The 21,841-nt window shown below is 68.6% G+C and carries 21 protein-coding genes; 14 read left to right on the top strand and 7 right to left on the bottom strand.

Annotated elements, in window-relative coordinates; translation table 11 throughout:
* The first annotated feature begins 30 nt into the window (after positions 1-30).
* From EV653_RS20835 to EV653_RS20820, 4 genes are all read left to right on the top strand, one after another.
* Positions 31-981, top strand: a complete 951-nt coding sequence (locus EV653_RS20835; protein ID WP_134105398.1) for a glycosyltransferase — start codon at positions 31-33, stop codon at positions 979-981.
* A gap of 99 nt (positions 982-1,080) precedes the next feature.
* On the top strand, positions 1,081-1,641 hold the full coding sequence (locus EV653_RS20830) for a hypothetical protein (protein WP_134105397.1): 561 nt from the start codon (positions 1,081-1,083) through the stop codon (positions 1,639-1,641).
* Between the two features lie 39 nt (positions 1,642-1,680).
* Complete coding sequence (locus EV653_RS20825; protein WP_134105396.1) at positions 1,681-2,364, top strand: TetR/AcrR family transcriptional regulator; 684 nt, start codon at positions 1,681-1,683, stop codon at positions 2,362-2,364.
* 101 nt (positions 2,365-2,465) lie between these two features.
* On the top strand, positions 2,466-3,446 hold the full coding sequence (locus EV653_RS20820) for an NAD(P)-dependent alcohol dehydrogenase (RefSeq protein WP_134105395.1): 981 nt from the start codon (positions 2,466-2,468) through the stop codon (positions 3,444-3,446).
* Here EV653_RS20820 and EV653_RS20815 read toward each other — a convergent pair.
* From EV653_RS20815 to EV653_RS20800, 4 genes are all read right to left on the bottom strand, one after another.
* The gene (locus EV653_RS20815) at positions 3,436-4,749 is read right to left on the bottom strand and encodes a lanthionine synthetase LanC family protein (RefSeq protein WP_202871761.1); all 1,314 of its coding nucleotides are present in this window, start codon (positions 4,747-4,749) and stop codon (positions 3,436-3,438) included. The two genes, EV653_RS20820 and EV653_RS20815, sit on opposite strands and share 11 nt — an antisense overlap.
* Positions 4,713-5,231 (bottom strand): DUF6886 family protein, encoded by a 519-nt coding sequence (locus EV653_RS20810; protein WP_134105394.1) that lies wholly within the window; start codon positions 5,229-5,231, stop codon positions 4,713-4,715. The genes EV653_RS20815 and EV653_RS20810 overlap by 37 nt, the downstream gene beginning before the upstream one ends.
* A gap of 60 nt (positions 5,232-5,291) precedes the next feature.
* On the bottom strand, positions 5,292-6,191 hold the full coding sequence (locus EV653_RS20805) for a M23 family metallopeptidase (RefSeq protein ID WP_238159924.1): 900 nt from the start codon (positions 6,189-6,191) through the stop codon (positions 5,292-5,294).
* Positions 6,192-6,409: 218 nt separating this feature from the next.
* Positions 6,410-7,264 carry an esterase/lipase family protein gene (locus tag EV653_RS20800; RefSeq protein ID WP_134105393.1) on the bottom strand — a complete coding sequence of 285 codons (855 nt, stop codon included), beginning with the start codon at positions 7,262-7,264 and terminating at the stop codon, positions 6,410-6,412.
* Positions 7,265-7,396: 132 nt separating this feature from the next.
* Here EV653_RS20800 and EV653_RS20795 point away from each other — a divergent pair, with 132 nt between their 5' ends.
* The 4 genes from EV653_RS20795 to EV653_RS20780 all read left to right on the top strand — a co-directional run bounded on the left by EV653_RS20795 (position 7,397) and on the right by EV653_RS20780 (position 11,534).
* Entirely contained in the window at positions 7,397-7,816 is a 420-nt protein-coding gene (locus EV653_RS20795; RefSeq protein WP_134105392.1) for a cobalamin B12-binding domain-containing protein, read from the top strand.
* A 404-nt stretch (positions 7,817-8,220) separates the two neighbouring features.
* Positions 8,221-9,504, top strand: a complete 1,284-nt coding sequence (locus tag EV653_RS20790; protein WP_238159923.1) for an ABC transporter substrate-binding protein — start codon at positions 8,221-8,223, stop codon at positions 9,502-9,504.
* Between the two features lie 186 nt (positions 9,505-9,690).
* Positions 9,691-10,653 (top strand): carbohydrate ABC transporter permease, encoded by a 963-nt coding sequence (locus EV653_RS20785; protein WP_370358693.1) that lies wholly within the window; start codon positions 9,691-9,693, stop codon positions 10,651-10,653.
* Positions 10,653-11,534, top strand: coding sequence for a carbohydrate ABC transporter permease (locus EV653_RS20780; protein WP_134105389.1), 882 nt, complete (start codon positions 10,653-10,655; stop codon positions 11,532-11,534). Before EV653_RS20785 ends, EV653_RS20780 begins: the two co-directional genes overlap by 1 nt.
* Before the next feature lie 185 nt (positions 11,535-11,719).
* Here EV653_RS20780 and EV653_RS20775 read toward each other — a convergent pair whose 3' ends face one another.
* Positions 11,720-13,369 (bottom strand): glycoside hydrolase family 13 protein, encoded by a 1,650-nt coding sequence (locus EV653_RS20775; RefSeq protein WP_134105388.1) that lies wholly within the window; start codon positions 13,367-13,369, stop codon positions 11,720-11,722.
* Positions 13,370-13,497: 128 nt separating this feature from the next.
* Here EV653_RS20775 and sucC point away from each other — a divergent pair, with 128 nt between their 5' ends.
* Positions 13,498-14,670, top strand: a complete 1,173-nt coding sequence (sucC, locus tag EV653_RS20770) for an ADP-forming succinate--CoA ligase subunit beta (RefSeq protein WP_134105387.1) — start codon at positions 13,498-13,500, stop codon at positions 14,668-14,670.
* Positions 14,671-14,684: 14 nt separating this feature from the next.
* Positions 14,685-15,575: a succinate--CoA ligase subunit alpha gene (gene sucD, locus EV653_RS20765; protein ID WP_134105386.1), complete on the top strand. Its 891-nt coding sequence runs from the start codon at positions 14,685-14,687 to the stop codon at positions 15,573-15,575.
* A gap of 85 nt (positions 15,576-15,660) precedes the next feature.
* On the opposite strand, the gene EV653_RS20760 is transcribed toward sucD, so the two are convergent.
* A complete protein-coding gene (locus tag EV653_RS20760) occupies positions 15,661-16,995 on the bottom strand; it encodes a hypothetical protein (protein ID WP_134105385.1) in 1,335 nt (444 codons plus the stop codon).
* Between the two features lie 175 nt (positions 16,996-17,170).
* Here EV653_RS20760 and EV653_RS20755 point away from each other — a divergent pair, with 175 nt between their 5' ends.
* Genes EV653_RS20755 through EV653_RS20740 form a run of 4 tightly spaced genes read left to right on the top strand, consistent with a single transcriptional unit; the run spans position 17,171 to position 21,368 of the window.
* Positions 17,171-18,436 carry a cell division protein PerM gene (locus tag EV653_RS20755; protein WP_134105384.1) on the top strand — a complete coding sequence of 422 codons (1,266 nt, stop codon included), beginning with the start codon at positions 17,171-17,173 and terminating at the stop codon, positions 18,434-18,436.
* A gap of 1 nt (position 18,437) precedes the next feature.
* Positions 18,438-19,073 (top strand): phosphoribosylglycinamide formyltransferase, encoded by a 636-nt coding sequence (purN, locus tag EV653_RS20750; RefSeq protein WP_370358691.1) that lies wholly within the window; start codon positions 18,438-18,440, stop codon positions 19,071-19,073.
* Positions 19,037-20,626, top strand: coding sequence for a bifunctional phosphoribosylaminoimidazolecarboxamide formyltransferase/IMP cyclohydrolase (gene purH, locus EV653_RS20745; protein ID WP_202871760.1), 1,590 nt, complete (start codon positions 19,037-19,039; stop codon positions 20,624-20,626). The genes purN and purH overlap by 37 nt, the downstream gene beginning before the upstream one ends.
* Positions 20,627-20,684: 58 nt before the next feature.
* Positions 20,685-21,368 (top strand): hypothetical protein, encoded by a 684-nt coding sequence (locus EV653_RS20740; RefSeq protein ID WP_134105381.1) that lies wholly within the window; start codon positions 20,685-20,687, stop codon positions 21,366-21,368.
* On the opposite strand, the gene EV653_RS20735 is transcribed toward EV653_RS20740, so the two are convergent.
* Positions 21,365-21,829 carry a GNAT family N-acetyltransferase gene (locus EV653_RS20735; RefSeq protein ID WP_134105380.1) on the bottom strand — a complete coding sequence of 155 codons (465 nt, stop codon included), beginning with the start codon at positions 21,827-21,829 and terminating at the stop codon, positions 21,365-21,367. The two genes, EV653_RS20740 and EV653_RS20735, sit on opposite strands and share 4 nt — an antisense overlap.
* Positions 21,830-21,841: the final 12 nt, after the last annotated feature.

The following is a 21,841-nucleotide window of genomic DNA, read 5'->3' as shown; positions in this document are numbered from 1 at the left end:
GGCGGCGGGATTCGGGTACAGGCACGGCACGTGGAATTGCTGCGTGCGGCGGGGATCGAGGCAGCACTGTGGTTCCGTACGCCGGGCTACCGGCTGCCCTGGTTCGAGACGACCGCGCCGATCCTCGGGGGCGACCGGCTCGAGCTGGGCGCGGACGACCTGCTCGTCGTACCGGAGCTGTATCTGCTGCCGGGCGTTGATCCGGCGCCCGGCGTCCGGAAGGTGATCTTCAACCAGAACCACTTCCTGACCTTCTGGTCGTGGCGTGACACCGACGGGTATCCGGGCTGGGATCCGGCGCCGGAAGTCTGGGCGGTGTCGCGGGAGAGCACCGACGTCCTCGGCCGGCTACACCCGGAGCTGCCGCTCCACCTGGTGCCGAATCCGATCGACACCGCGCTGTTCCGTCCGGGGCCTGAACGCACCCGGCAGATCGCCTGGATGCCGCGACGCCGTCCGCTCGAGGCGGCCGTGCTGGAGCGGCTGCTGCGCAACGACTCGCGTGCGGACGGGGTTGACCTGGCCGTTCTCGCGGAGCTCGGTGAGAGTCAGGTGGTCGAGGCGCTCGGTCGGACCTCGGTGTTTGTTGCCCTGGGGATCTCCGAAGGATTCGGCCTGCCGGTTGCGGAAGCTCTCGCCGCCGGTTGTCTCGTGGTCGGGTATCCGGCCGGTGGCGGCGAGGAGTTGTTCGACGCGCCCGGGACGTGGCGGATCGACGACGCGCGACCGCACCTCCTCGCAGATCGGGCGCTGGAGCTGGTCGGCGTACCGGCGGACGATCCAGTCCGTAGCGCGGCGCGGAACTGGATCGCGGAGCGTTACAGCCTGGACGCGACCGCCAAGGCCCTGTTCGCGGCGGTCGAGTCGGCGCGGGCTTTGCCGGGGCGCGCCGGCACCGCGACGCACCCGATCGTGTGGCCTGACGATCCGGTCGCGGCGGCCGAACGTGGCCATCCGTGGCGGGGTGGCGGCGGGCGGTAATCGCAAGTCCGCGTCAACCTTTCGGACGTTCGCGTTGCATCTGGGCCGGAGATTGAGACAATCAAGTTTCTTCGCCCCCTCCCGGAAGCGTCCTCCCTCATGTCCAAGTCGGCTGGCAACAACCGCCGGATCATCCTGGCGGGGGCCAACCCTGGGCTGCGGCTGTTCGACGAGAACGGCAAGGTGACGGCGTACGCCTCGATCTGGATGGTCGACTGGTCCATCCGTGGGGCGGGTACGGCGGTCGTGCTGTGGTTCGACGGGATCGTCCGGGTGGTCTCGGAGGACGTCGACCTCGCCGCCTGGCTGGAGCGGTATTTCGTTCGCTCTTTCCTCGAGGTGCAAGGTCTGCCGTGGCACGAGCCGGCCGTCGAGCGGGATCTGGTCCAGGTCTCGATGAACCTCGCCGACGGGTTGAGCGCGAAGGCCGCAGACATCCAGATCGAGATGGGCGGCGTACTCGACCGGCGGCTGTTCGCCACCGACAACTTCCCGCTCGCCGAGGGAAACCACAGCCTCAGCCTGGTGATCGCGCCGGTCCGGTCGGCGACGGTCTCGATCGGCGGCGCTTCGGTCGCGGGCTTCGTGCAGGTCGACGGGTCACCGGACAGGCCGGGCTCGTCGGCGTTCCTCACCACCGCCGAGGTCTGGCAGCGCTGACCCCTTACGCTGTACGAATCAGCGTTTGGAGGATCAACAGTGGCTAGTCAGGCGCCGGCGCCACGGACGCCGCTGAGCCGTGACCGGGTACTGCGGGCCGCGGTCGAGATCGCCGATGCCGACGGCCTCGACGCCGTCACCATGCGCCGGATCGGCGACGCGCTCGGCGCCGAGGCGATGTCGCTGTACTACCACGTCGCGAACAAGAACGATCTGCTCGACGGCATCGTCGACGTACTGATGGCCGAGCTCAACGAAGCCGTCGACCGCCTGACCGTCGTGACCGACTGGAAGGCCGCGATGCGGCACCGCATCCTCACCGCGCGGGCCGTGCTCCTCCGGCATCCGTGGGCGCCCCGACTGCTGGAGAGCCGTACGACGATGCGCCCGGCGGTCGTCATCTACCACGACCGGCTCGTCGGCCTGATGCGATCGGGCGGCTTCTCGTACGACCTCGCGCATCACGCCCTGCACGCACTCGGCAGCCGGGCCCTCGGCTTCAGCCAGGAATTGTTCGACCCGGCCGACGCGAGCCCGAACCCGGACGCCGACGCCCGAATGCTCGCCGATCTCGCCGAGCAGGTCCCGAACCTGGCCGGCATGCTCGCCGAGGTAGCACACGACGACCCCGACTCCACGATCGGCTGGTGCGACGACCAGCAGGAGTTCGAGTTCGCCCTCGATCTCATCCTAGACGGCCTCGCCCGCCTAGCCGCCCGCTAGAACGCACCCGCCAGAACTGCCCTCGCCTCAGCTCTTGACCTTTCTTACGGCGTAAGTCAGCCTTACGACGTAAGACGGACTCACAACGTAAGGGGCGGGACATGAAGGCAATCGTTCAGGACCGGTACGGCTCACCCGACGTGCTGCGCTTTGCGGACGTCGACCCCCCGCGGCCGGTCGGCGACCAGGTTCTCGTGCGCGTTCACGCGGCCGCGCTCAACGCCCGCGACTGGCACGTTCTCCGTGGCGACCCGTATATCGCCCGCCCGTCGGCGGACCTCGGCTGGCGCCGCCCGAACGAGCGCATCCGCGGCACCGACTTCGCCGGCACGGTCGAAGCGGTCGGCCCCGCCGTCACCCGTTTCCAGCCTGGCGACGAGGTGTACGGCGACGCTCCCGGCGCCTTCGCGGAGTACGTCTGCGCTCCCGAGCCCCGCATCGAACGCAAGCCCGCCAACCTCACCTTCGAGCAGGCCGCGGCCATGCCGCTGGCCGGCAACACCGCGCTGATCGGCATCCGCGATGTCGCGAAACTCCAACCAGGCCAGGAGATTCTCATCAACGGCGCATCCGGCGGCGTCGGCACCTTCGCCGTCCAGCTGGCCAAGGCGTACGGCGCGAACGTCACCGGCGTCTGCAGTTGGCGGAATCTCGAGCTGGTCCGATCGGCCGGAGCCGACGAGCTGATCGACTACACCACAACCGATTTCGCGCGCGAGGATCGCCGGTACGACGTCGTCCTCGATCTGGTCGGCAATCGTTCGCTGTCCGACCTCCGCCGAGTCCTGAAGCCCGGTGGTCTGGTGGTCTTGTCCGGCGGCGGGGTGTACAAGGGTGGGAGCCTGGTCGGCCCGATGGGTCTGATGATCCGCGGCACGCTGCTGTCACCGTTCGTCGGTCGCCGGATCGTCCTACTGACGGCGAAAACGAGCCAGGAAAACCTCGCGACCCTGCGCGAGTTCGCCGAGGCCGGCAAGGTCGTGCCGATCATCGATCGCACTTACCCGCTCGCTGCGACGGCCGACGCAATGCGTTACCTGGAAGGCGAACACGCCCGCGCGAAGGTCGTCGTCACCGTCTGAGCGCCCACCAGTTGTCCATCCGCTCGACGACCCGCTGATCGCCGCCCAGCACCCGCTGGAGCCGGAACAGGTACGCCGCGATGCCGGCCGCTCCCTGCATCCAGCCGACCCCGGGCGGCAGCAGCGGATCCTCGTTGCGATGCTCGATGAATCGCCAGTACGCGTGACTGCCTTCGTGATGGGCGTGGTCGAGCAACGTGTCACCCATCAGTACGGCGAACTCCAGGTCCTGGTCGTGGCCGCTGTCCAGGAACGCATCGCCGACCCCCGCAGTACCGCAGCAGCGCCCGTCGTTGTCCCAGAAGCCGGGGTGCAGCCGCTCGGGGATCCCGGAGTACCGGACGCTGTCCAAGCAACGCCGGTGCCATGTCGAAGGCGTTTCGCCCGCCACCTCTTTCACGTCGGCGTACTCGAGCGCGCTGAACAGCAACGCCGTCCCTGCCCCGCCGTGGCACCAGTTGTAGGTGAACTCGTCGCCATGCCGCTCGGCCCACGGAATGACCCGCGCGACCCGGAAACCCTTGTCGTCGTTGATCCCGATACTGACCAGATGCTCGGCCCCGCGCCGTGCCACGTCGATGAGCTCGGGCCGGCCGAGGTCCACGCCCGCCACCGCCAGCGCCGTCGCGATCCCGGCCAGGCCGTGCGTGAAGTTCGGCATCTCGCTCGGCTCGTCGGTCCGGAACCGCCGGGACACGAACTGCCAGTTCACGCCGGCAGGAGTCTCCTCCTTCTCGCCCAGCACCACGTCGGCCGCGTGCGACGCCAGCGCCGAGGCGTCCTCGCCGCGGCGCATCGCCCACACCGCGCCGAGGAGGACCGCGGCGGTGCCGAGCGTGACGTCGTTCGCGAACGCACCCGGCTTGTACCGAGGCTCGTCGAGGAAGCTCTCCGGCCAGCCGTCGTCGGTCGCGAGGTCCCGGATCCGTTGCAGCGCGGCGTCCGTACCCGGTTCGCCGAGAGCGCTCAGGATCCCGATCGAGCTGACCTGACCGTCGAAGAACGTGGTCGACCTGTCGTTCGGGATCAGCGCACGGATACGGTCGGCGATCCCCGTCGCCAGGTCCTGTTCGGCGGTCGTCCACGGGCGGGTCAGCCGGATCTCCGCCAATGTGTACGCGAGCCCGCCGATACCGCTGTGCATCCCGTCGATGTACTCAACAGGCTTGTCGCCGCCCCCGGACTCGGGGATCCACGGCCCGTCGTCGTCCCACCGCACCTGAGTCCGCACCCACGCCCAGGCTGCCTCGGCCACATCGCCGTACGTCATGGCTTGGCGTTCCGCATCCGGATCCCACTCCACTCGAGGGTGCTGGCGATGGTCTCGGCCCAGAAGTCGTGCAGCCGCCGCAGGACACGCAGCTGGATGCCGGCCTCCTCGTGCAGGGCGAACAGATCGCCGACACGTTCAGCCGGGCCGAGCGGCCGGACCTCGGTCGTTGCGACGACCGCCGCGTCACGCTCGACGAACTCGTCGGCGGGGAGACGGTACGCGTACAGCTCGACCGAGCGGATCGCGTCCAGCCAGCCGTACTCGACGGCGTGCACGCGGGTTCCGGAGCCGGCGCCGATGATGCGATCGCGGTCCTCGGGAGTCGTCGCGGGGCCCACCCACGCCATCGCACGGGGGCACTGCCGCGGGAACCAGTAGTCGGGGGCGCGGTCGTGGCCGACAGCCCAGACGTACGGCGTGACCTCGCCGTTCGTCCTCGCGACGTACGGACGGAAGGTCGTGATGGTCGGATCTTCGGAGAAATGCAGTACCTCGCCGGCAGCCGGGCGCATGCGCCGCAGCTTAGCCGTGGTGCCAGGTCGCTGCCCGGGGATTACCGGCCCGGGGTGCTACTAGCCGGCGGTGTACGGGTTGATGCCGCAGTGGTTGCGGAGCCACGGGTCCGGGTCGACAGCCTCGCCGCCGTCCGGGTGTACTTCGAAGTGCAGGTGCGGGCCGGTGGTGTTGCCGGTCATCCCGACCGCGCCGACCTGGTCACCGGCGTACACGGTCTCGCCGACCGTCACGCTGAACTTCGACATGTGGTTGTACCAGGTGACGGTGCCGTCCTCGTGCCGGACCTGGACCTGACGCCCGTACGGACCGGCCCAGTCGGCGAAGATCACTACGCCCTTCATCACGGCGCCGATCCGGGTGCCGATCGGGGCGGCGAAGTCGAGGCCGGTGTGGTTGTGGGCCCAGCGGCTGCCGCCCTGACCGAAGGTCGCGGTGATGTGGTAGCCGGTGACCATGATCTGGCAGCGGGTCGCCGACTCGCGGGCGGTCTTCGCGGCCAGGTCGGCCTTCGCCTTCGCGGCGGCCAGAGCGCTCGCGCGCTTCGCGGTCAGTGCCTGGGTGGCGGTCAGCTTCGCGGCACGGGCCTTGGCCAGCTGCGCGGCGGCGGACTGCTTCTTGGTCGTGTCGGCCAGCTGGACCCGGGAGGAGTCACGGGTGGCGAGCTGGCGGGCCTGGATGCGGGCCGTGGTGATGCCGGACAGCTGCTGACCGCTGTCCAGGCCCAGCGCGGCAAGGTTCACCGCGGAGTTCGCCTGGGTGGGCGACGCCAGCGTGCTGGCGCTGAAGCCGACAGCTCCGGCGGCCGCGGCGAGCGCGGCGGTCAGTCCGACGATCTGGGTACTGCTGGGGGTGTTACGCCTGGCGACGCGATGCTTGGCACTATGACGTCCTGCGCCGGGTTTGCGCGCAGCGTTGCCGGGCGTGACGCGGTCTCCCGCGGCACGGTGCTGGGACACAACGTGGCCTTTCGGTCACAGGGGAGGGGCTTGGGCCGAGCTAGGGAGGCTCGTCCCATCCCTTGCGGGGGTTTATTCCCGCTAGGGACCTGACGCACGATAACGGATCAGTCACGGGGCCACAAACCCTGTCCCGGCGTTTTCTGCCTCTCCTTCACGAAACTTTTGCATGAGCGCCTGCACGTGCATCGGCCGCGAGCGCGCAGAAGATTGACCGGTCAGGCAGTTTTGGGCTGTTCGTCGAGGTGCGCCAGCATCCCGGTGATCTGGTGCACGACCTCGCCGTGGAACGGCAGCGACAGGTGGCCGACCCCGTGCACCCGGACGTTGCTCGCCATCAGGTCGGAGTGGCGGATCCGGGCCCGCCGCTGCGGCACGATCAGCTGGTCGACGTCGCTGTAGAACGCCACGAACCTGGTCCGGCAGTCCGGCGCCGGCTCGGCCAGCTCGGCCATCAGCTCGCTGTCCGGCCGGACCTGCTTCACCAGCGGCCACGGCAGCAGTTTGGCCGCGGCGGTGCCCTGGTGCGGCGTACCGAGCGTGACGCAGGTGTGCACCCGCTCGTCCCCGCCGAGCCGCTGGACGTAGTACCGCGCGATCAGTCCGCCCAGGCTGTGCCCGATGACGTGGATCTGGTCCGACCCGGACTCCTCGCAGATCGCCTCGATCTCCCGGCCCATCCGCTCCGCGGTACGGCGTACGTCGAGCGTCAGCGGCGAGTACGAGAACGTGTGGACGCTGCTGAACCCGCGACGGGCCAGCTGCCGGCGCATCAGTGCGAAGATCGTGTGGTTGTCGATGATCCCGTGCGCCAGCAGGATCGGCGTACCGGCGGCTCTGACGTCGCTGACCAGCAGGCCGCGCTGTGCGGGACCGAGGCCGGCCAGGTTCACCCGGCCCGGGAGCGCCCGCGAGGTGCCGCCGATCACGCCGAGCGGATACATCGCCAGGTGCGTGGTCAGCCAGCCGATCTCGACCGCGGCACCCTGCAGCACGCTGGGCGAGAGTGCGGAGCGGGCGCCGTACGCGAGTCCGTCCAGCGCGCCGCGGAGGTCGTCCTGCCAGGAACCCATGGGCGACTCCTCACCAACCAGACCCCCCGATTGGTCCGATCTCTTCCAAGGTAACCGGTTCCCATCCTGCGTGGCGGGGAACACACAGCTCCGTGTCTTATCCGTGAGGTTCCCACCGGTTAGCCTGCGAGCATGCCTGCTACGAGCCCGTTGCGCGTTGTCGTCGCCAAGCCCGGTCTGGACGGTCACGACCGCGGCGCCAAGGTCGTGGCCCGCGCGCTGCGCGACGCCGGCATGGAGGTCATCTACACCGGCCTGCACCAGACGCCGGAGCAGATCGTCGAGACGGCGATCGCGGAGGACGCGGACGCAATCGGGCTGTCGGTGCTGTCCGGCGCGCACATGACGCTGTTCAAGCGCGTGCGGGAGCTGCTGGCCGAGCGGGACGCCGAGGACATCGTGGTGTTCGGCGGCGGGATCATCCCGGACGCGGATCTGCAGCCGCTGGCCGAGCTCGGCGTACACAAGATCTTCACCCCCGGCGCGACCACGACCGAGATCGTGGAGTGGGTCCGCGGCAACGTCGGCGACGCTTCGGCGTCCCCGGCCTGAGCTCAGGCCTGAGCTCAGGCTGAGAACTGCCGCCGCACGTCTACCGGAGTCCCGGATCCGCTCCGGAGCGTAATGACGACTGCCCGGAGTCGTTCTGAACACTCATGCCCGGTTCAGCAAGGTTACTAATCGGTAATACCGAATCGTTAGGAAATGCCCGGTTGTGCGGGCTTCCCAAACGCGGTCGCATACAGCCATGCGGCTGTCCGTTTCAGAGACCGTCGACGGGACTGTGTGTGGCTCAGAACACATCGGCCCCGTTCTCGGTTACTGTCCGGACATGGCGGATCGCAGTGCGGTGGGGGTCTGCGATCAGCCGGGCCGGACCAAGGCGATACGTCCCATCGGGAGAGGGCAGGTAGACGATGAGGTTTGAACGATCACACGCACGCAGGACGGCCTTCGTGGCCGTGGCAAGCAGCCTGGCGCTGCTCGCCACCGCGTGTGGTAGTGGCGATGACGGAAGCAGCAGCGGCGGGGGTAGTTCGGCCGGCGCACTCGAGGGCCGGGGCCCGATCACCCTTGCCGGAGGCAAGGACACCTCCGGGAACCTCCAGAACCAGCTCAACGCCTGGAACGCCCAGCACCCGAACGAGAAGGTCGAGCTGAAGGAGCTGCCCGAGGACGCTGACGCGCAGCGTCAGCAGATGGTCCAGAACGCCCAGAACAAGTCCGATGCGTTCAGCGTGCTGAACATGGACGTGGTCTGGACGTCGGAGTTCGCGGCGAACCAGTGGATCACGCAGATTCCGGAGGACAAGGTTCCGGACCTGGGCAAGTTGATTCCGGCGACGGTCGATACCGCGAAGTACCGCGACAAGCTGTACGGCGTGCCTATCACCTCCGACGGCGGACTGCTCTACTACCGCAAGGACCTGCTGACCAAGGCGGGTATCGCTGAGGCGCCGAAGACCTGGGACGAGATGCTGGCCGACTGCCAGAAGGTCGCCGCGCTGCCCGAGGCCAAGGGTATGAGCTGCTACGCCGGTCAGTTCGAGAAGTACGAGGGCCTGACCGTCAACTTCTCCGAGGCGGTCAACTCGGCCGGCGGCGTGATCGTCGACAAGGACGGCAAGCCGAACGTGAACACGCCGGAGGCGCTGGCCGGGCTCCAGGAGCTGACCAACGGCTTCAAGACCGGTGCCATTCCGAAGGCCGCGATCACCTACAAGGAAGAGGAGAGCCGGCGCGCGTTCCAGGAGGGCAAGCTGCTCTTCCTGCGCAACTGGCCGTACGTGTACGCCAAGGCCGAGGCGACCGACGGATCGTCGAAGGTGGCCGGCAAGTTCGCGGTCGCGCCGCTGCCGGGTAAGACCGGCCCGGGTGTCTCGTCGCTCGGTGGCCACGACTACGCGATCAGCGCGTTCGCCAAGAACAAGGCGACCGCGATCGACTTCATCAACTTCATGGCGAGCGAGGCCCGCCAGAAGGCGAACATCGAGAAGACGTCGCAGGCGCCGACCTGGGCATCCCTGTACGACGACCCGACGCTGACCAAGCAGTTCCCGTACCTTGCACCGCTGAAGGCGTCGATCCTGGCCGCCCAGCCGCGGCCGAAGGTGGTCAAGTACGGCGATGTGACGGCGGCGATCCAGCAGGCCGCGTACGACGCCCTAAGTGGCAAGACGCAACCACAGCAGGCGCTCTCCGACTTGCAGACCAAGCTGCAATCGCTCATCACGCAATGACCGATGCGCCGGGGCCGGTGTGCGTTGCGCTGATGTCCGCACACCGGCCCCGGCCAGTCCCTGCCCGGGTTCGCCCGGGAGCGTAAGGAGGCGCAGGTGACTGCAACCGCGCCGGTCGCGGAACGGCCGGCCAAGGAACCGAAGCAATCGAAGCGCCCGCAGCGCTTCAACGAGGGAACCGGCCGGCTGGCCGCGATCCTTCTCTCCCCGACCCTGCTCGTGCTCGGCCTCGTCGTCGTCTTCCCGATCATCATGGCGTTGCGGGAGTCGCTGTTCACGAGTGGCACGAAACTCGACGCGAACGGGTTCATCGTCAAGGGCTCGACCTTCGTCGGGCTGCAGAACTACACCGACATCTTCAAGGGCGACACCGGGCACCGGTTCTGGAACGCCGCCTTCAACACGACGTTCTTCACCGTGGTCTGCGTCGTGCTGGAGACCATCCTCGGCGTCGCGATGGCGCTGATCATGCACAAGGCGTTCAAGGGCCGGGGTGTCGTCCGCGCCAGCATCCTGGTCCCGTGGGCGATCCCGACCGTCGTCTCGGCGCTGCTGTGGAAGTGGATCTTCCAGGCCGACGGCATTGCCAACACCCTGCTCGGCACGCAGATTCTGTGGTCGACCGAGGGCTGGCAGTCCAAGGCGTCGGTGATCATCGCCGACACCTGGAAGACCGCACCGTTCATCGGGTTGCTGGTGCTGGCCGGTCTGCAGACCATCCCTGCCGAGGTCTACGAGGCAGCGAAGGTGGACGGCGCCAGCGTCTGGAAGACCTTCACCCGCATCACCCTTCCGCTGGTGAAGCCGGCACTGCTGGTGGCAGTGCTGTTCCGGATCCTCGACACGCTGCGCATCTTCGACCTGCCGTTTGTCCTGGTCGGCGCACACAAGGACTCGGTCGAGACGCTGTCGATGCTGGCGTACGACGAGGCCTTCAACACCAGATACGGACCGGCGGCCGCTTATGCGACGCTGCTGTTCATCTACGTCGCCGTGGTTGCCTACGCGTTCGTGAAGATCCTGGGTGCCGACGTCATCGGTGAGGCCAGGGCCAAGAAGCCTGGAGGCGGCGGCAAGGCGAAGAAGCGTCGTGCAACGGCTCCTGAGATCTCCGCCGCCGCGGCGACCAACACAGGGATGGGTGCGTGATGGCTACCGCAACTGCACAGGTCCGGGCCGACGCTGCCAAGGTCCGGGCGGCCGAGGTCAGCCCGATGCGGCGCTGGGCGCCGCTGATCGGTGTCGGGCTGATCGTGCTCTACTGCCTGGCGCCGTTCTACTGGATGGTGGTGTCGGCGTTCCGCCGGCCGGCCGACCAGTTCTCGAACGCGTTGATCCCACGACCGTTCTCGCTCCAGAACTTCAAGGACGTGTTCAGTGCCAACAACGGCTTCCAACGGGGCCTGCTGAACAGCTTGATCGTGGCCGGCTCGGTGACGATCCTGACGCTGGTCATCGGCATGATCGCGGCCTACACGCTGGCCCGGCTCGACTTCAGGGGAAAGAACCTGGTCCTGGCCATCATCATCACCACGTCGATGTTCCCGGGCATCTCGCTGGTGGTTCCGCTGCTCAAGCTGTTCATCAACATCCACTGGATCAACACCTACCAGGCGATGATCGTGCCGAGCCTGTCGTTCGCGCTGCCGCTGGCGGTGTGGAACCTGACCGCGTTCTTCCGGCAGATGCCGCAGGAACTCGAGCAGGCGGCAATGGTGGACGGGTGCACGCCGGCGCAGGCCTTCCGCAAGGTCATCCTGCCGCTGGCCGCGCCCGGCGTGTTCACGACCGCGATCATCACCTTCATCGCGGCCTGGAACGAGTTCCTGATCGCGCTGAGCATGACCAACAAGAAGTCGATCCAGACGGCGAACGTGATCATCTCGCAGTTCACCGGTACGACGGGCCGTGACCAACCGTTCGGCAGCCAGATGGCCGCCGGTGTGGTGGTGACGATCCCGCTCGTGATCGCCGTACTGCTGTTCCAGCGCCGTATCGTCGCCGGCCTCACGGCAGGTGGCGTGAAGTGAGCTGGCGCGACCGTGACCGCCGGGACCGGGACGACCGGGACCGGCGGGACCGGGACGAGCGTGATCGACGGGACCGCGAGGACCGTGATCGGCGGGACCGGGAGGACCGGGACCGCCGCGATCGGGATCGATACCGCTAGCAACGAGAACGGCCGGAGCCTTGCGCTCCGGCCGTTTCTCGTTGATCAGACGGCGAGCCAGACCGTGGTGTCCACCGGCAGTACGCCATCCGCCAGCTGGTCGCTGGCGAGCAGGACCTCCTGATGCGGCGGCAGGGTGACCGGCGCGTCACTGATGTTGACCACGCAGCGGAACCCGGGTTCGCGGGTGAACGACAGCACGCCGGCGGGAGCGTCGGCGTCCCAGACCAGACGGCCGTCGCCGAGAGCCGGGTGGTCGCGGCGGATCCGGAGTGCCGCCTTGTAGAGGCTCAGATGGCTGTCCGGGTCCCCGGCCTGCGACTCGGCGGTCAGACCCGACCAGTCCGCGGGCTGCGGGAGCCAGGGCTGGCCGGTGCCGGGCCCGAAGCCGAACGGCGGCTCGGTGCCGGACCAGGGAATCGGGACGCGGCAGCCGTCGCGGCCGCGGACCGTGTGGCCGGAACGCTCCCAGGTCGGGTCGTCGAGCACGTCCTCCGGCAGGTCCTCGACCTCGGGCAGCCCGAGCTCGTCGCCCTGGTAGATGTATGCGCCGCCCGGCAACGCCAGCTCCAGCAGCGCAGCGGCCCGTGCCCGGCGCAGTCCGAGCTGTAGATCGGTCGGTACGACGCCTGCGCCCTCCAGCGCGTCCCGCTTGTCGCGGCCGTACCGCGTGCGGTGCCGGATCGTGTCGTGGTTGCTCAGCACCCAGGTCGCCGGCGCCCCGACCGCCCACAGGTTCTCGGTGGTGTGGTCGATCACCTCACGCAGGTCCTTCGCGTCCCAGGTGGCCCGCAGGGCATCGAAGTTGAACGCCGACTGCAGTTCGTCCGGCCGTACGTACTGCGCGAGGCGCTCCGCCGGGGACAGCCACGCCTCCGCAACGAAGACCCGTGCGCCTTGCGGCGTATCGGCGTACTCGTCGGCGATCGCGCGCCAGCGCTGATGGATGGTGTGCACCCCGGGCTGGTCGTAGAACGGGTTCCCGACGTACTTCTCCCGCGTCGGCTCACCGTTGTGCAGCGGTACGTCGGGCAGCGTCGGGTCCTTGGCCATCGAGTCGGCCACATCGATCCGGAACCCGTCGACGCCGCGGTCGAACCAGAACCGCAGGATCGCGTCGAACTCCTCGATCACCTTCGGGTTGTCCCAGTTCCAGTCCGGCTGGGAGATGTCGAACAGGTGCAGGTACCACTGCCCGTCCTCGATCTGCTGCCAGGCGCCGCCGCCGAACGCGGCCGGCCAGTTGGTCGGCGGGCCGCCGTCCTTGGTGTCACGGAACCAGAACAGATCGCGCTCCGCCGAGCCCCGGCCGGCCTTGAGCGCGGCCTGGAACCACGGGTGTTCCCAGGAGCAGTGGTTCGGCACCAGGTCGATCAGGATCCGCAGGCCGAGCGCGTGCGCCTCGGCGATCAGCGCGTCGGCGTCGGCGAGCGTGCCGAACTCCGGGTTGATGTCGCGGTAGTCGGCCACGTCGTACCCGCCGTCGAGCAGCGGGGACGGATACCAGGGGCTGATCCAGATCGCGTCGACCCCGAGGTCGGCGAGATACGGCAGCCGGGCGCGGATCCCGTTCACGTCGCCGGTCCCGTCGCCGTCGGCGTCGGCGAACGAGCGCGGGTACACCTGGTAGACGACGGCGCTACGCCACCAGTCGTCAGCTGGTCTGGTCCTGGAGTCGGCTACAGGGTCACTCATGTGACCTAGCCTGACATGAGACGCCCGTCGGCCTGTGACCGTCGTCTCAGCCGGGACCCCGGCTGTTGCTCGCGGCACGAGGGTGGCTACTGTCAGAAGCCCGTACAGGCGAGAGAGGGACCACACTCGTGGATCTGATGGAATTCCAGGCGAAGACGGTCTTCGCCAAGCACGGAGTGCGGACGACCGTGGGTGCGGTTGTCACGACTCCGGAGGAAGCCCGCGCGGCAGCCGAGAAGATCGGCGGCCGGGTGGTCGTGAAGGCCCAGGTCAAGACCGGTGGGCGCGGCAAGGCCGGCGGCGTCAAGCTCGCCTCGAGCCCGGACGAGGCGGAGGAGAAGGCCCGCGAGATCCTCGGGCTGGACATCAAGGGTCACGTCGTCAAGATCCTGAACATCGTCCCGGCCGCGGCGATCGCCGAGGAGTACTACTTCTCGTTCCTGGTCGACCGGGCCAACCGCAACTACCTCTGCATCGCCTCCGCCGCCGGCGGGATGGAGATCGAAGAGGTCGCGCACACCAACCCGGACGCGGTCGCGCAGATCTCGATCGACCCGGCCACGGGCGTCGACGAGGCGAAGGCACGGGAGATCGCGCAGGCCGCGAAGTACCCGGCCGACGTGATCGACGCCGTCGTACCGGAGATCGTCAAGCTGTACGAGGTGTTCATCGCCGAGGACGCGTCGCTGGTCGAGGTGAACCCGCTGGTCAAGCTCGAGGACGGGAACGTCGAGGCGCTCGACGGCAAGGTCACCCTGGACGAGAACGCGGACTTCCGGCACCCGGACCACGCCGAGTTCGAGGACATCTCGGCGGCCGACCCGCTGGAGGCGGCGGCCAAGGCCAAGGGCCTGAACTACGTGAAGCTGGACGGCTCGGTCGGCATCATCGGCAACGGCGCCGGCCTGGTCATGTCCACCCTGGACGTCGTGGCGTACGCCGGTGAGGAGTTCGGCGGCGTGAAGCCGGCGAACTTCCTGGACATCGGTGGTGGCGCCAGCGCCGAGGTGATGGCCAACGGCCTGGAGATCATCATCTCCGACCCGCAGGTGGAGAGCGTGTTCGTCAACGTCTTCGGCGGGATCACGGCATGTGACGCGGTCGCGAACGGCATCGTGCAGGCGTTCGAGCTGCTGGCCAGCCGCGACGAGCACGTCTCCAAGCCGCTGGTCGTCCGGCTGGACGGCAACAACGCCGAGGAGGGCCGCCGGATCCTCGACGAGGCGGGCCTCGCCGGCCTGGAGCGGGTCGACACGATGGACGGCGCCGCCAAGCGCGCCGCCGAGCTGGCTGCGAAGTAAGGGATCGCCGAACAATGTCTATCTTCCTGACCAAGGACAGCAAGGTCATCGTCCAGGGCATGACCGGCTCCGAGGGCACCAAGCACACCACCCGGATGCTCGCCTCGGGCACCAACATCGTCGGCGGCGTGAACCCGCGCAAGGCGGGCCAGAGCCAGGACTTCGACGGCAAGTCGGTCGCGGTCTTCGGCACGGTCGCGGACGCGGTCAAGGAGACCGGCGCGAACGTGTCGGTCATCTTCGTCCCGCCGAAGTTCACCAAGGACGCCGTACTGGAGGCCGTCGAGGCCGAGGTGCCGCTGGTCGTGGTGATCACCGAGGGCGTGCCGGTGCACGACACCGCCGCGTTCTTCGCCGCCGCGCAGGCGTCCGGCAAGACCCGGATCATCGGCCCGAACTGCCCCGGCATCATCACCCCGGGCGAGTCGAACGCCGGCATCATCCCGGCCAGCATCGCCGGCCAGGGCCGGATCGGTCTGGTGTCGAAATCCGGCACGCTGACCTACCAGATGATGTACGAGCTGCAGGAGTTCGGGTTCTCGACCGCGATCGGGATCGGCGGCGACCCGATCATCGGGACCACGCACATCGACGCGCTGCAGGCGTTCCAGGACGACCCGGACACCGACGCGATCGTGATGATCGGTGAGATCGGCGGCGACGCCGAGGAGCGGGCGGCCGCGTTCATCAAGGAGAACGTGACCAAGCCGGTCGTCGGGTACGTCGCGGGCTTCACCGCGCCGGAGGGCAAGACCATGGGTCACGCCGGCGCGATCGTCTCCGGTTCCTCGGGCACCGCGGCCGCGAAGCAGGAGGCCCTCGAGGCCGTCGGCGTGAAGGTCGGCAAGACGCCGTCCGAGACCGCCAACCTGATGCGCGAGATCATGCAGAACCTGAGCAAGTAGTACTGCGGAAAGCGGGACCTGTTCCTTCGGGAGCAGGTCCCGCTTCTGTGTGCAGCTCTGTGTGCGGCCCTGTGTGCGGGCAGGCTCAGCTGTAGGCGGCCGAGCGGTCGACGGCGCGGGCGACGGTCTCGTTGAACGCCGTGTCGGTGATGTCGAGCTCCTTCAGCACCGGGAACAGCATGTAGACCACCCGGTCCCCGGACCCGGCGACCCCGATCCGGTAGATGTACTTCTTCCCGTCACCGGTGTCGTACGTCGCCTTCCAGCTCTTGCCCTTGATCGTGCTGGTCTGGATGGTGCCGGTCGCCTCGACCTTCGCGTTCGAGACGTTCTTCTCGCAGGAATCGACGTTCTTGCGGATCTGGGTGACGTAGCTCGCCGCCGCGGACGCGCTGGGGAACTTCGCGACCGTGTCGTCCAGGCCGAACTCGGTCGGCACCTTCGCCTCCGGCGTCACGTACGTGACCGTGCCGAACTTCAGCGCCTTGGCCTTCTTGAAGTCGATCTTCTCACAGCCGCCGCTGCTGTTGCCCTTGGCGGCCGGGGCGCTCACCCACGGCTTGTTGATCTCGGACAGCAGCGGCAGGTCGACCGAGGCCATGAAGCCGGGCGCGTCGACGTTCGGCAGGAGGGCCGGTTTCGCGACCGGGGCGCCGGTGCCGCAGCCGCCGGACTGGGCGCAGATCTTCTTCGCCGCGACGTTGGCCGTGGCCAGCACGGCGTCCGGCTTGGGCGGCGACGCGGCCAGGGTGTCGTGCTCGAGCACCAGAGTGGCCTGGCCGGCCAGCGCGACCGCGACGGTCTTGTACTTCGTCTTGGACGCGGGCACCTGGCCGAACACGGCGATCACGCCACGCTCGCCGACTCCGGTCGTCACGTAGCCGGACGACAGCCGGGTCTGCGGTGCAGTGCACTGGCTGAGCCAGTGGACGACGGCGTTGTACGTCTTGAGCGCGGAGGCCTTGTCGTTCGAGACCTCGACGTACTGGACGGCCGTGTCCTTGGTCGTGGCGTTCTGGAACGTGCGGACCCAGGTCCGCACGCCGGCCGGGTCGGCGAACCGCTGCGCCTGGCAGACGAACGCGCTGTCCGGTGCCGAGTCGCCGTCAGCGGTCTGGGTGACGGTCCAGGCGCCGGTCGCGCCGAGCGTCTTGGCGCCCGCGCCGTCCAGCAGCGCCTTGTCGTCGGCGAGCACGTTCGAGTTGGCCGGCTTGTCGTCCGACGCGCTGCTCCCGGCCTTCGGGTCGGGTGTCTTGTCGCCGCCGAACGCGTTCAGCGCTGCGACCCCGCCGCCGCCGACCAGCACCACGACCGCGATGCCGGCGGCGATCGTCTGGTTCCTTTTACGCGCCTTCTGGCGACGCGCCTCCCGGGCAGCGGCGCGACCGCCGCCGCGTGATGCACGGTGGGAACCGGCCAAAGCTCGACCTCCTGACTGATTCCACCCGACAGTACCGGGTAGACCAACGCCACTCCCACTCCGCTACCACCAGCCGAACACAGGGGGACTGAGCGTGAGCAAGCGGGCTGAAGTCTCCCACACCCGGCGTGTCAGGACGAGTGGCGTCCGTGTGCGGGGAGACCATGGGAGTCAGATGACCGACATGCTGAGCCGCCCGGGCGCCCGGGACGGTGAATCGAGCGCTACGCCCACGTCGGAGATCGCCGCCCAGACCAAGCCTTTGGTCGTGTCGGCCGTGATCTCCGCGGGAGCGTGCCTGCTCACCGGTCTGCTCACGTGTGCCGCGGTCGCGGTGATCGGCTGGTTGGGTGCGACGTTCGGCGGCGCGTCCGGCGCGGTCCGGGCCGGGGCTTCGGCCTGGCTGGTCGCGCACAAGGCCGCCGTCACCATCGGCGACAGCACGACCGGCGCCGGCCGGATCAGCGTCGCACCGCTCGGTCTGACGCTGTTCTTCGCCTGGTGCCTGTACCGCGGTGGCAAGTCCGCGGCCCGGTCCAGCGCGGCCGATCGGACCAGGGACCTGCTCTCGCTGGCCGGAGCGTTCGCGCTCGTCTACGGCCTCGGTGCGCTGGTCGTGGCGTTGCTCACGTCGGACGGTGCGCTCAAGGTGTCGCCGCTGTCCGCGTTCCTCGGTGCCTTTTCGTTGGCGTTCGTGGCGGGTGCCGCCGGGATTCTGGTCGAGTCCGGTGCGGCGGAAGACATCGCGGATGCGACTCCGGCCGGTCTGCGCGACGTGGTTCCGGCCGCATTTGCCGCCGTACTGACGGTGATCGCGATCGCCGCGCTGCTGTACGCCGTGCTGCTCGCGGTCCACTTCTCGCGGATCACCGGGATGCTCGAACTGCTGGATGCCGGCGTGATCGGGTCCGTTGTGCTGTTCGCGATCTGCCTGATGCTGGTGCCGAACATGGTGCTGTACGTCGTCGCGTTCCTTGCGGGGCCCGGGTTCCAGTTGGGCACCGGGACCACGATCGCGCCGACCGGGGTGGATGTCGGGAACCTGCCGGCCTTTCCCCTGCTGGCCGCGGTCCCTGCCGACGGCGCGACTCCGTCGTACCTGCTGGTGCTGACGGCGCTGGTGCCGCTGGTGGCCGGTGCGGTCGCGGGGCTGGTCGTCGTACGGCGAGGGCTGGTCGAGCGGGACGCCGACGTGCTGGGGTGGGACGCGTTCGCGCTGCGGGGCGCGATGGCGGCGCTGCTCGCGGGGATCATCATCTTCGCGCTGCTGGCGATGTCGGGTGGTTCGGCGGGCCCGGGGCGGATGTCGTCGGTCGGCGTTCCGGCGGCGCTGCCGGCGGCCGGCGTACTCACCGCGGGGATGGCGATCGGGGCCGCGATCACGGCCGCTGTGGCCGCCTCCCGCCGACCGGTTGCGGAAGAGGCCGACGCGGAGCGATAGGCTGCCCGCCGTGACTTCTGCTTCTGACCCCGGTCCTGCGCGCCTCGTCGTGCTCGTCTCGGGATCGGGATCGAACCTGCAGGCCCTGCTCGACGCCTGCGCGGATCCGGCGTACGGCGCCCAGGTGGTCGCCGTCGGCGCGGACCGCGAGGGGATCGTGGGGCTGGACCGCGCCGTGGCCGCCGGAGTGCCGACGTTCGTGCACAAGGTGAAGGCTTACGCGGACCGGGCGGACTGGGACCGGGCGCTGACCGCATCGGTCGCGGAGTACAAGCCGGACCTGGTCGTTTCCGCGGGCTTCCTGAAGCTGGTCGGCGACGACTTCCTCGAGGCGTTCGGCGACCGGTACATCAACACCCACAATGCGCTGCTGCCGGCGTTCCCGGGGATCCACGGTCCGCGGGACGCGCTCGAGTACGGCGTGAAGGTCGCCGGGGCGACGCTGTTCTTCGTGGACGGCGGCGTCGACACCGGGCCGATCATCGCGCAGGTCGTCGTACCGGTCGAGGACGACGACACCGAAGACACCCTGACCGAACGGATCAAGGAGGTCGAACGCCGCCAGCTGGTGGAGTGGGTCGGCCGACTTGTCCGCGAGGGATGGACCATCACCGGACGAAAGGTTCGACTGAAGTGAGCACCGACCGCAGGCCGATCCGCCGGGCGCTGATCAGCGTCTACGACAAGACCGGTCTGGAGGAGCTCGCCTCCGCGCTGCACGCCGCCGGGGTGCAGATCGTCTCCACCGGTTCGACCGCGGCCCGGATCGCGGCAGCCGGCGTACCGGTGACCAAGGTCGAGGAGCTGACCGGCTTCCCGGAGTGCCTGGACGGACGGGTCAAGACGCTGCACCCGATGGTGCACGCCGGCCTGCTGGCCGACGTACGGCGGGAGGAGCACGTCGAGCAGCTCCGCGAGATGCGGGTCGAGCCGTTCGAGCTGCTGGTGAGCAACCTGTACCCGTTCAGCGAGACGGTGGCGTCCGGCGCTTCGGTGGACGAGTGCGTCGAGCAGATCGACATCGGCGGGCCGTCGATGGTGCGCGGTGCGGCGAAGAATCACGCGAATGTCGCGGTGGTGACGTCGCCTTCGCAGTACGCGTCGGTTTATGCCTCGCTCGAGACCGGGTTCTCGCTGGAGGAGCGGCAGAAGCTGGCTGCGGCGGCGTTCGTGCACACGGCGGAGTACGACATCGCTGTCGCGTCGTGGATGGGGTCTGTTCTGACGGACACGTCGGAGGGCTCCGGGTTCCCGGCGTGGGTGGGTTCGGCGTGGGACAAGTCCGCCGTACTGCGCTATGGCGAGAACCCGCACCAGCCGGCGGCCCTGTACCTGAACGGCCGGGGCGGGCTGGCCGCGGCGGAGCAGCTGCACGGCAAGGAGATGTCGTACAACAACTACGTCGACGCCGATGCGGCCCGGCGTACTGCGTACGACTTCAGCGAGCCGGCGGTTGCGATCATCAAGCACGCGAACCCGTGTGGCATTGCCGTTGGCAAGGACATTGCCGAGGCACACCGGCGGGCGCACGAGTGCGACCCGGTGTCGGCGTACGGCGGTGTGATCGCGACCAACGCGCCGGTGTCTGTCGAGATGGCCAAGCAGGTCGCGGAGATCTTCACCGAGGTGCTGGTCGCGCCGGCGTTCGAGGACGGCGCTGTCGAGATCCTGCAGGGCAAGAAGAACATCCGGCTGCTCGTGGCGCCGGCTGTGTCTACTGACGAAACCGTCGAGATGCGGGTGATCAGCGGTGGGTTGCTGCTGCAGCACCGCGACCGCTTCCAGGCCCCGGGCGACGACCCGTCCGCGTGGACCCTGGCGGCCGGCTCTGCGGCCTCGCCTGAGGTGCTGGCTGACTTGGCCTTCGCCTGGAAGGCCTGCCGAGCCGTCAAGTCCAACGCGATCCTGCTGGCGTCCGATGGCGCCTCGGTCGGCGTCGGTATGGGCCAGGTCAACCGGGTCGACTCGTGTCGCCTCGCCGTTTCACGCGCAGGCGACCGCGCCGCCGGGTCCGTTGCTGCCTCTGACGCGTTCTTCCCGTTCCCGGACGGTCTCGAGGTGCTGATCGAGGGCGGTGTCAAGGCAGTCGTCCAGCCCGGTGGCTCCATCCGGGACGAAGCCGCCATCGAAGCCGCCAACAAGGCCGGCATCACGATGTACTTCACCGGCACCCGCCACTTCTTCCACTAACTGCTTCTTGTTGCACGCGGGGGTGCCGCCCCCCGCGTGCTGCCCACTGGGGAGGGCCATGCAGAGACTGGGGGGACTGCTGGTCCTCGTGCTGGCACTGGCCGGCTGCGGGGACGAGGTGGCGCCGCAGGCTGGGAGTACGCCGAGCCTGGGGCTGCGTGCGATCGAGCCACCCGACGGAACCGGCGCTCAGACGCCCGGGGCTCAGACGCCTGGGGTGACGCAACCCGCGCCGTTCCCGACGACTCCGTTGCCGCGAAGGCCTGAGCTTCCTGCGTCGGCGTACCAGCAGATCAGTGTGGTCCGGTTGCAGACGCCGAACGCGGCGCTTCAGGTGCCGCCGGACGGGTACGCGCAGGTGATCTTTGCGTGCTCCTACGAGGAGTGGAGTCCGCAGTACGAGTACAACGCCACGACGAACTACAACCCGCCAGGGCGTCACCTGCGGGGTGACAAGGTCGGCGACTTCCTTGGCTCGATCAGCGCTAGCGAGGTCGGGCGAGCGCTGGGGTCGGCGGCGGATCCGACGTCCGATGATTGGATGGCACGGTCGTACACCGAGGACTCATGGCCCGATCGGCGGCTCGTGACGGCGTACCAGGTGAAGCGTGTGAACCTCACCCGCGCGAAGGTCCTCGCCGCCCGCAACGCCTACGCCAAGGGCTGCTCGGTCAAGTACACCGCGCCGCTGCTCGACGCAGTACGTGTGAGCATCTACGCCCCTTGGAACTGGAGCATCTAGAACCGGCGGCGGTACGACACCTGGCGGCCGTTGTCGCGGGAGGCTCCGTCCAGGATCCAGCCGGTTGATGAGTAGAAGGTTTGGCCTTGGGGGTAGTTGGCCAGGGTCCACACGATCGCTTCGGGGTATGTGGTGGCGAGGGCTTCTAACGCCTTCTGCATAAGGGCTTTGCCTACGCCTTGGCGCCAGTACGCCGGATCGACGGCGATCGTGTCGAGCTCGCCGAGGCCGGGGTCGATGGGGTCTCGGCTCGGGCCGATGCCGACGAAGCCGGCGATGGTGTCGTCGACCTCCGCGACCCACCAGTTGCCATCGGCAAGCGTGTCGGCCCACCGGGCGATGCGTGCGTCACTGACCTCGATGGACGCCATCAGGTCGCCGAAGCCGTCGTTCCACGAGTCGACATAGATCTGTACGACGCGCGGCGCATCGGCACGGGTGGCGGATCGAATCGTCAGCATGCGCCGGGGAGG

Source organism: Kribbella pratensis (assembly GCF_004365355.1).
In the GTDB taxonomy this organism is placed as follows: Bacteria; Actinomycetota; Actinomycetes; order Propionibacteriales; family Kribbellaceae; genus Kribbella.
Note: the sequence above shows the minus strand (reverse complement) of the source record. Positions and strands in the feature narration are given on the sequence as shown.

Bases quoted from the DNA above. Each gene is read 5' to 3' on its own strand.
- EV653_RS20830 (WP_134105397.1), top strand. From the start codon at position 1,081: ATGTCCAAGTCGGCTGGCAACAACCGCCGGATCATCCTGGCGGGGGCC.
- EV653_RS20820 (WP_134105395.1), top strand. From the start codon at position 2,466: ATGAAGGCAATCGTTCAGGACCGGTACGGCTCACCCGACGTGCTGCGC.
- EV653_RS20810 (WP_134105394.1), bottom strand. From the start codon at position 5,231: ATGCGCCCGGCTGCCGGCGAGGTACTGCATTTCTCCGAAGATCCGACC.
- EV653_RS20800 (WP_134105393.1), bottom strand. From the start codon at position 7,264: ATGGGTTCCTGGCAGGACGACCTCCGCGGCGCGCTGGACGGACTCGCG.
- EV653_RS20795 (WP_134105392.1), top strand. From the start codon at position 7,397: ATGCCTGCTACGAGCCCGTTGCGCGTTGTCGTCGCCAAGCCCGGTCTG.
- EV653_RS20780 (WP_134105389.1), top strand. From the start codon at position 10,653: ATGGCTACCGCAACTGCACAGGTCCGGGCCGACGCTGCCAAGGTCCGG.
- EV653_RS20775 (WP_134105388.1), bottom strand. From the start codon at position 13,369: ATGAGTGACCCTGTAGCCGACTCCAGGACCAGACCAGCTGACGACTGG.
- sucD (WP_134105386.1), top strand. From the start codon at position 14,685: ATGTCTATCTTCCTGACCAAGGACAGCAAGGTCATCGTCCAGGGCATG.
- EV653_RS20755 (WP_134105384.1), top strand. From the start codon at position 17,171: ATGACCGACATGCTGAGCCGCCCGGGCGCCCGGGACGGTGAATCGAGC.
- purH (WP_202871760.1), top strand. From the start codon at position 19,037: ATGGACCATCACCGGACGAAAGGTTCGACTGAAGTGAGCACCGACCGC.
- EV653_RS20740 (WP_134105381.1), top strand. From the start codon at position 20,685: ATGCAGAGACTGGGGGGACTGCTGGTCCTCGTGCTGGCACTGGCCGGC.
- EV653_RS20735 (WP_134105380.1), bottom strand. From the start codon at position 21,829: ATGCTGACGATTCGATCCGCCACCCGTGCCGATGCGCCGCGCGTCGTA.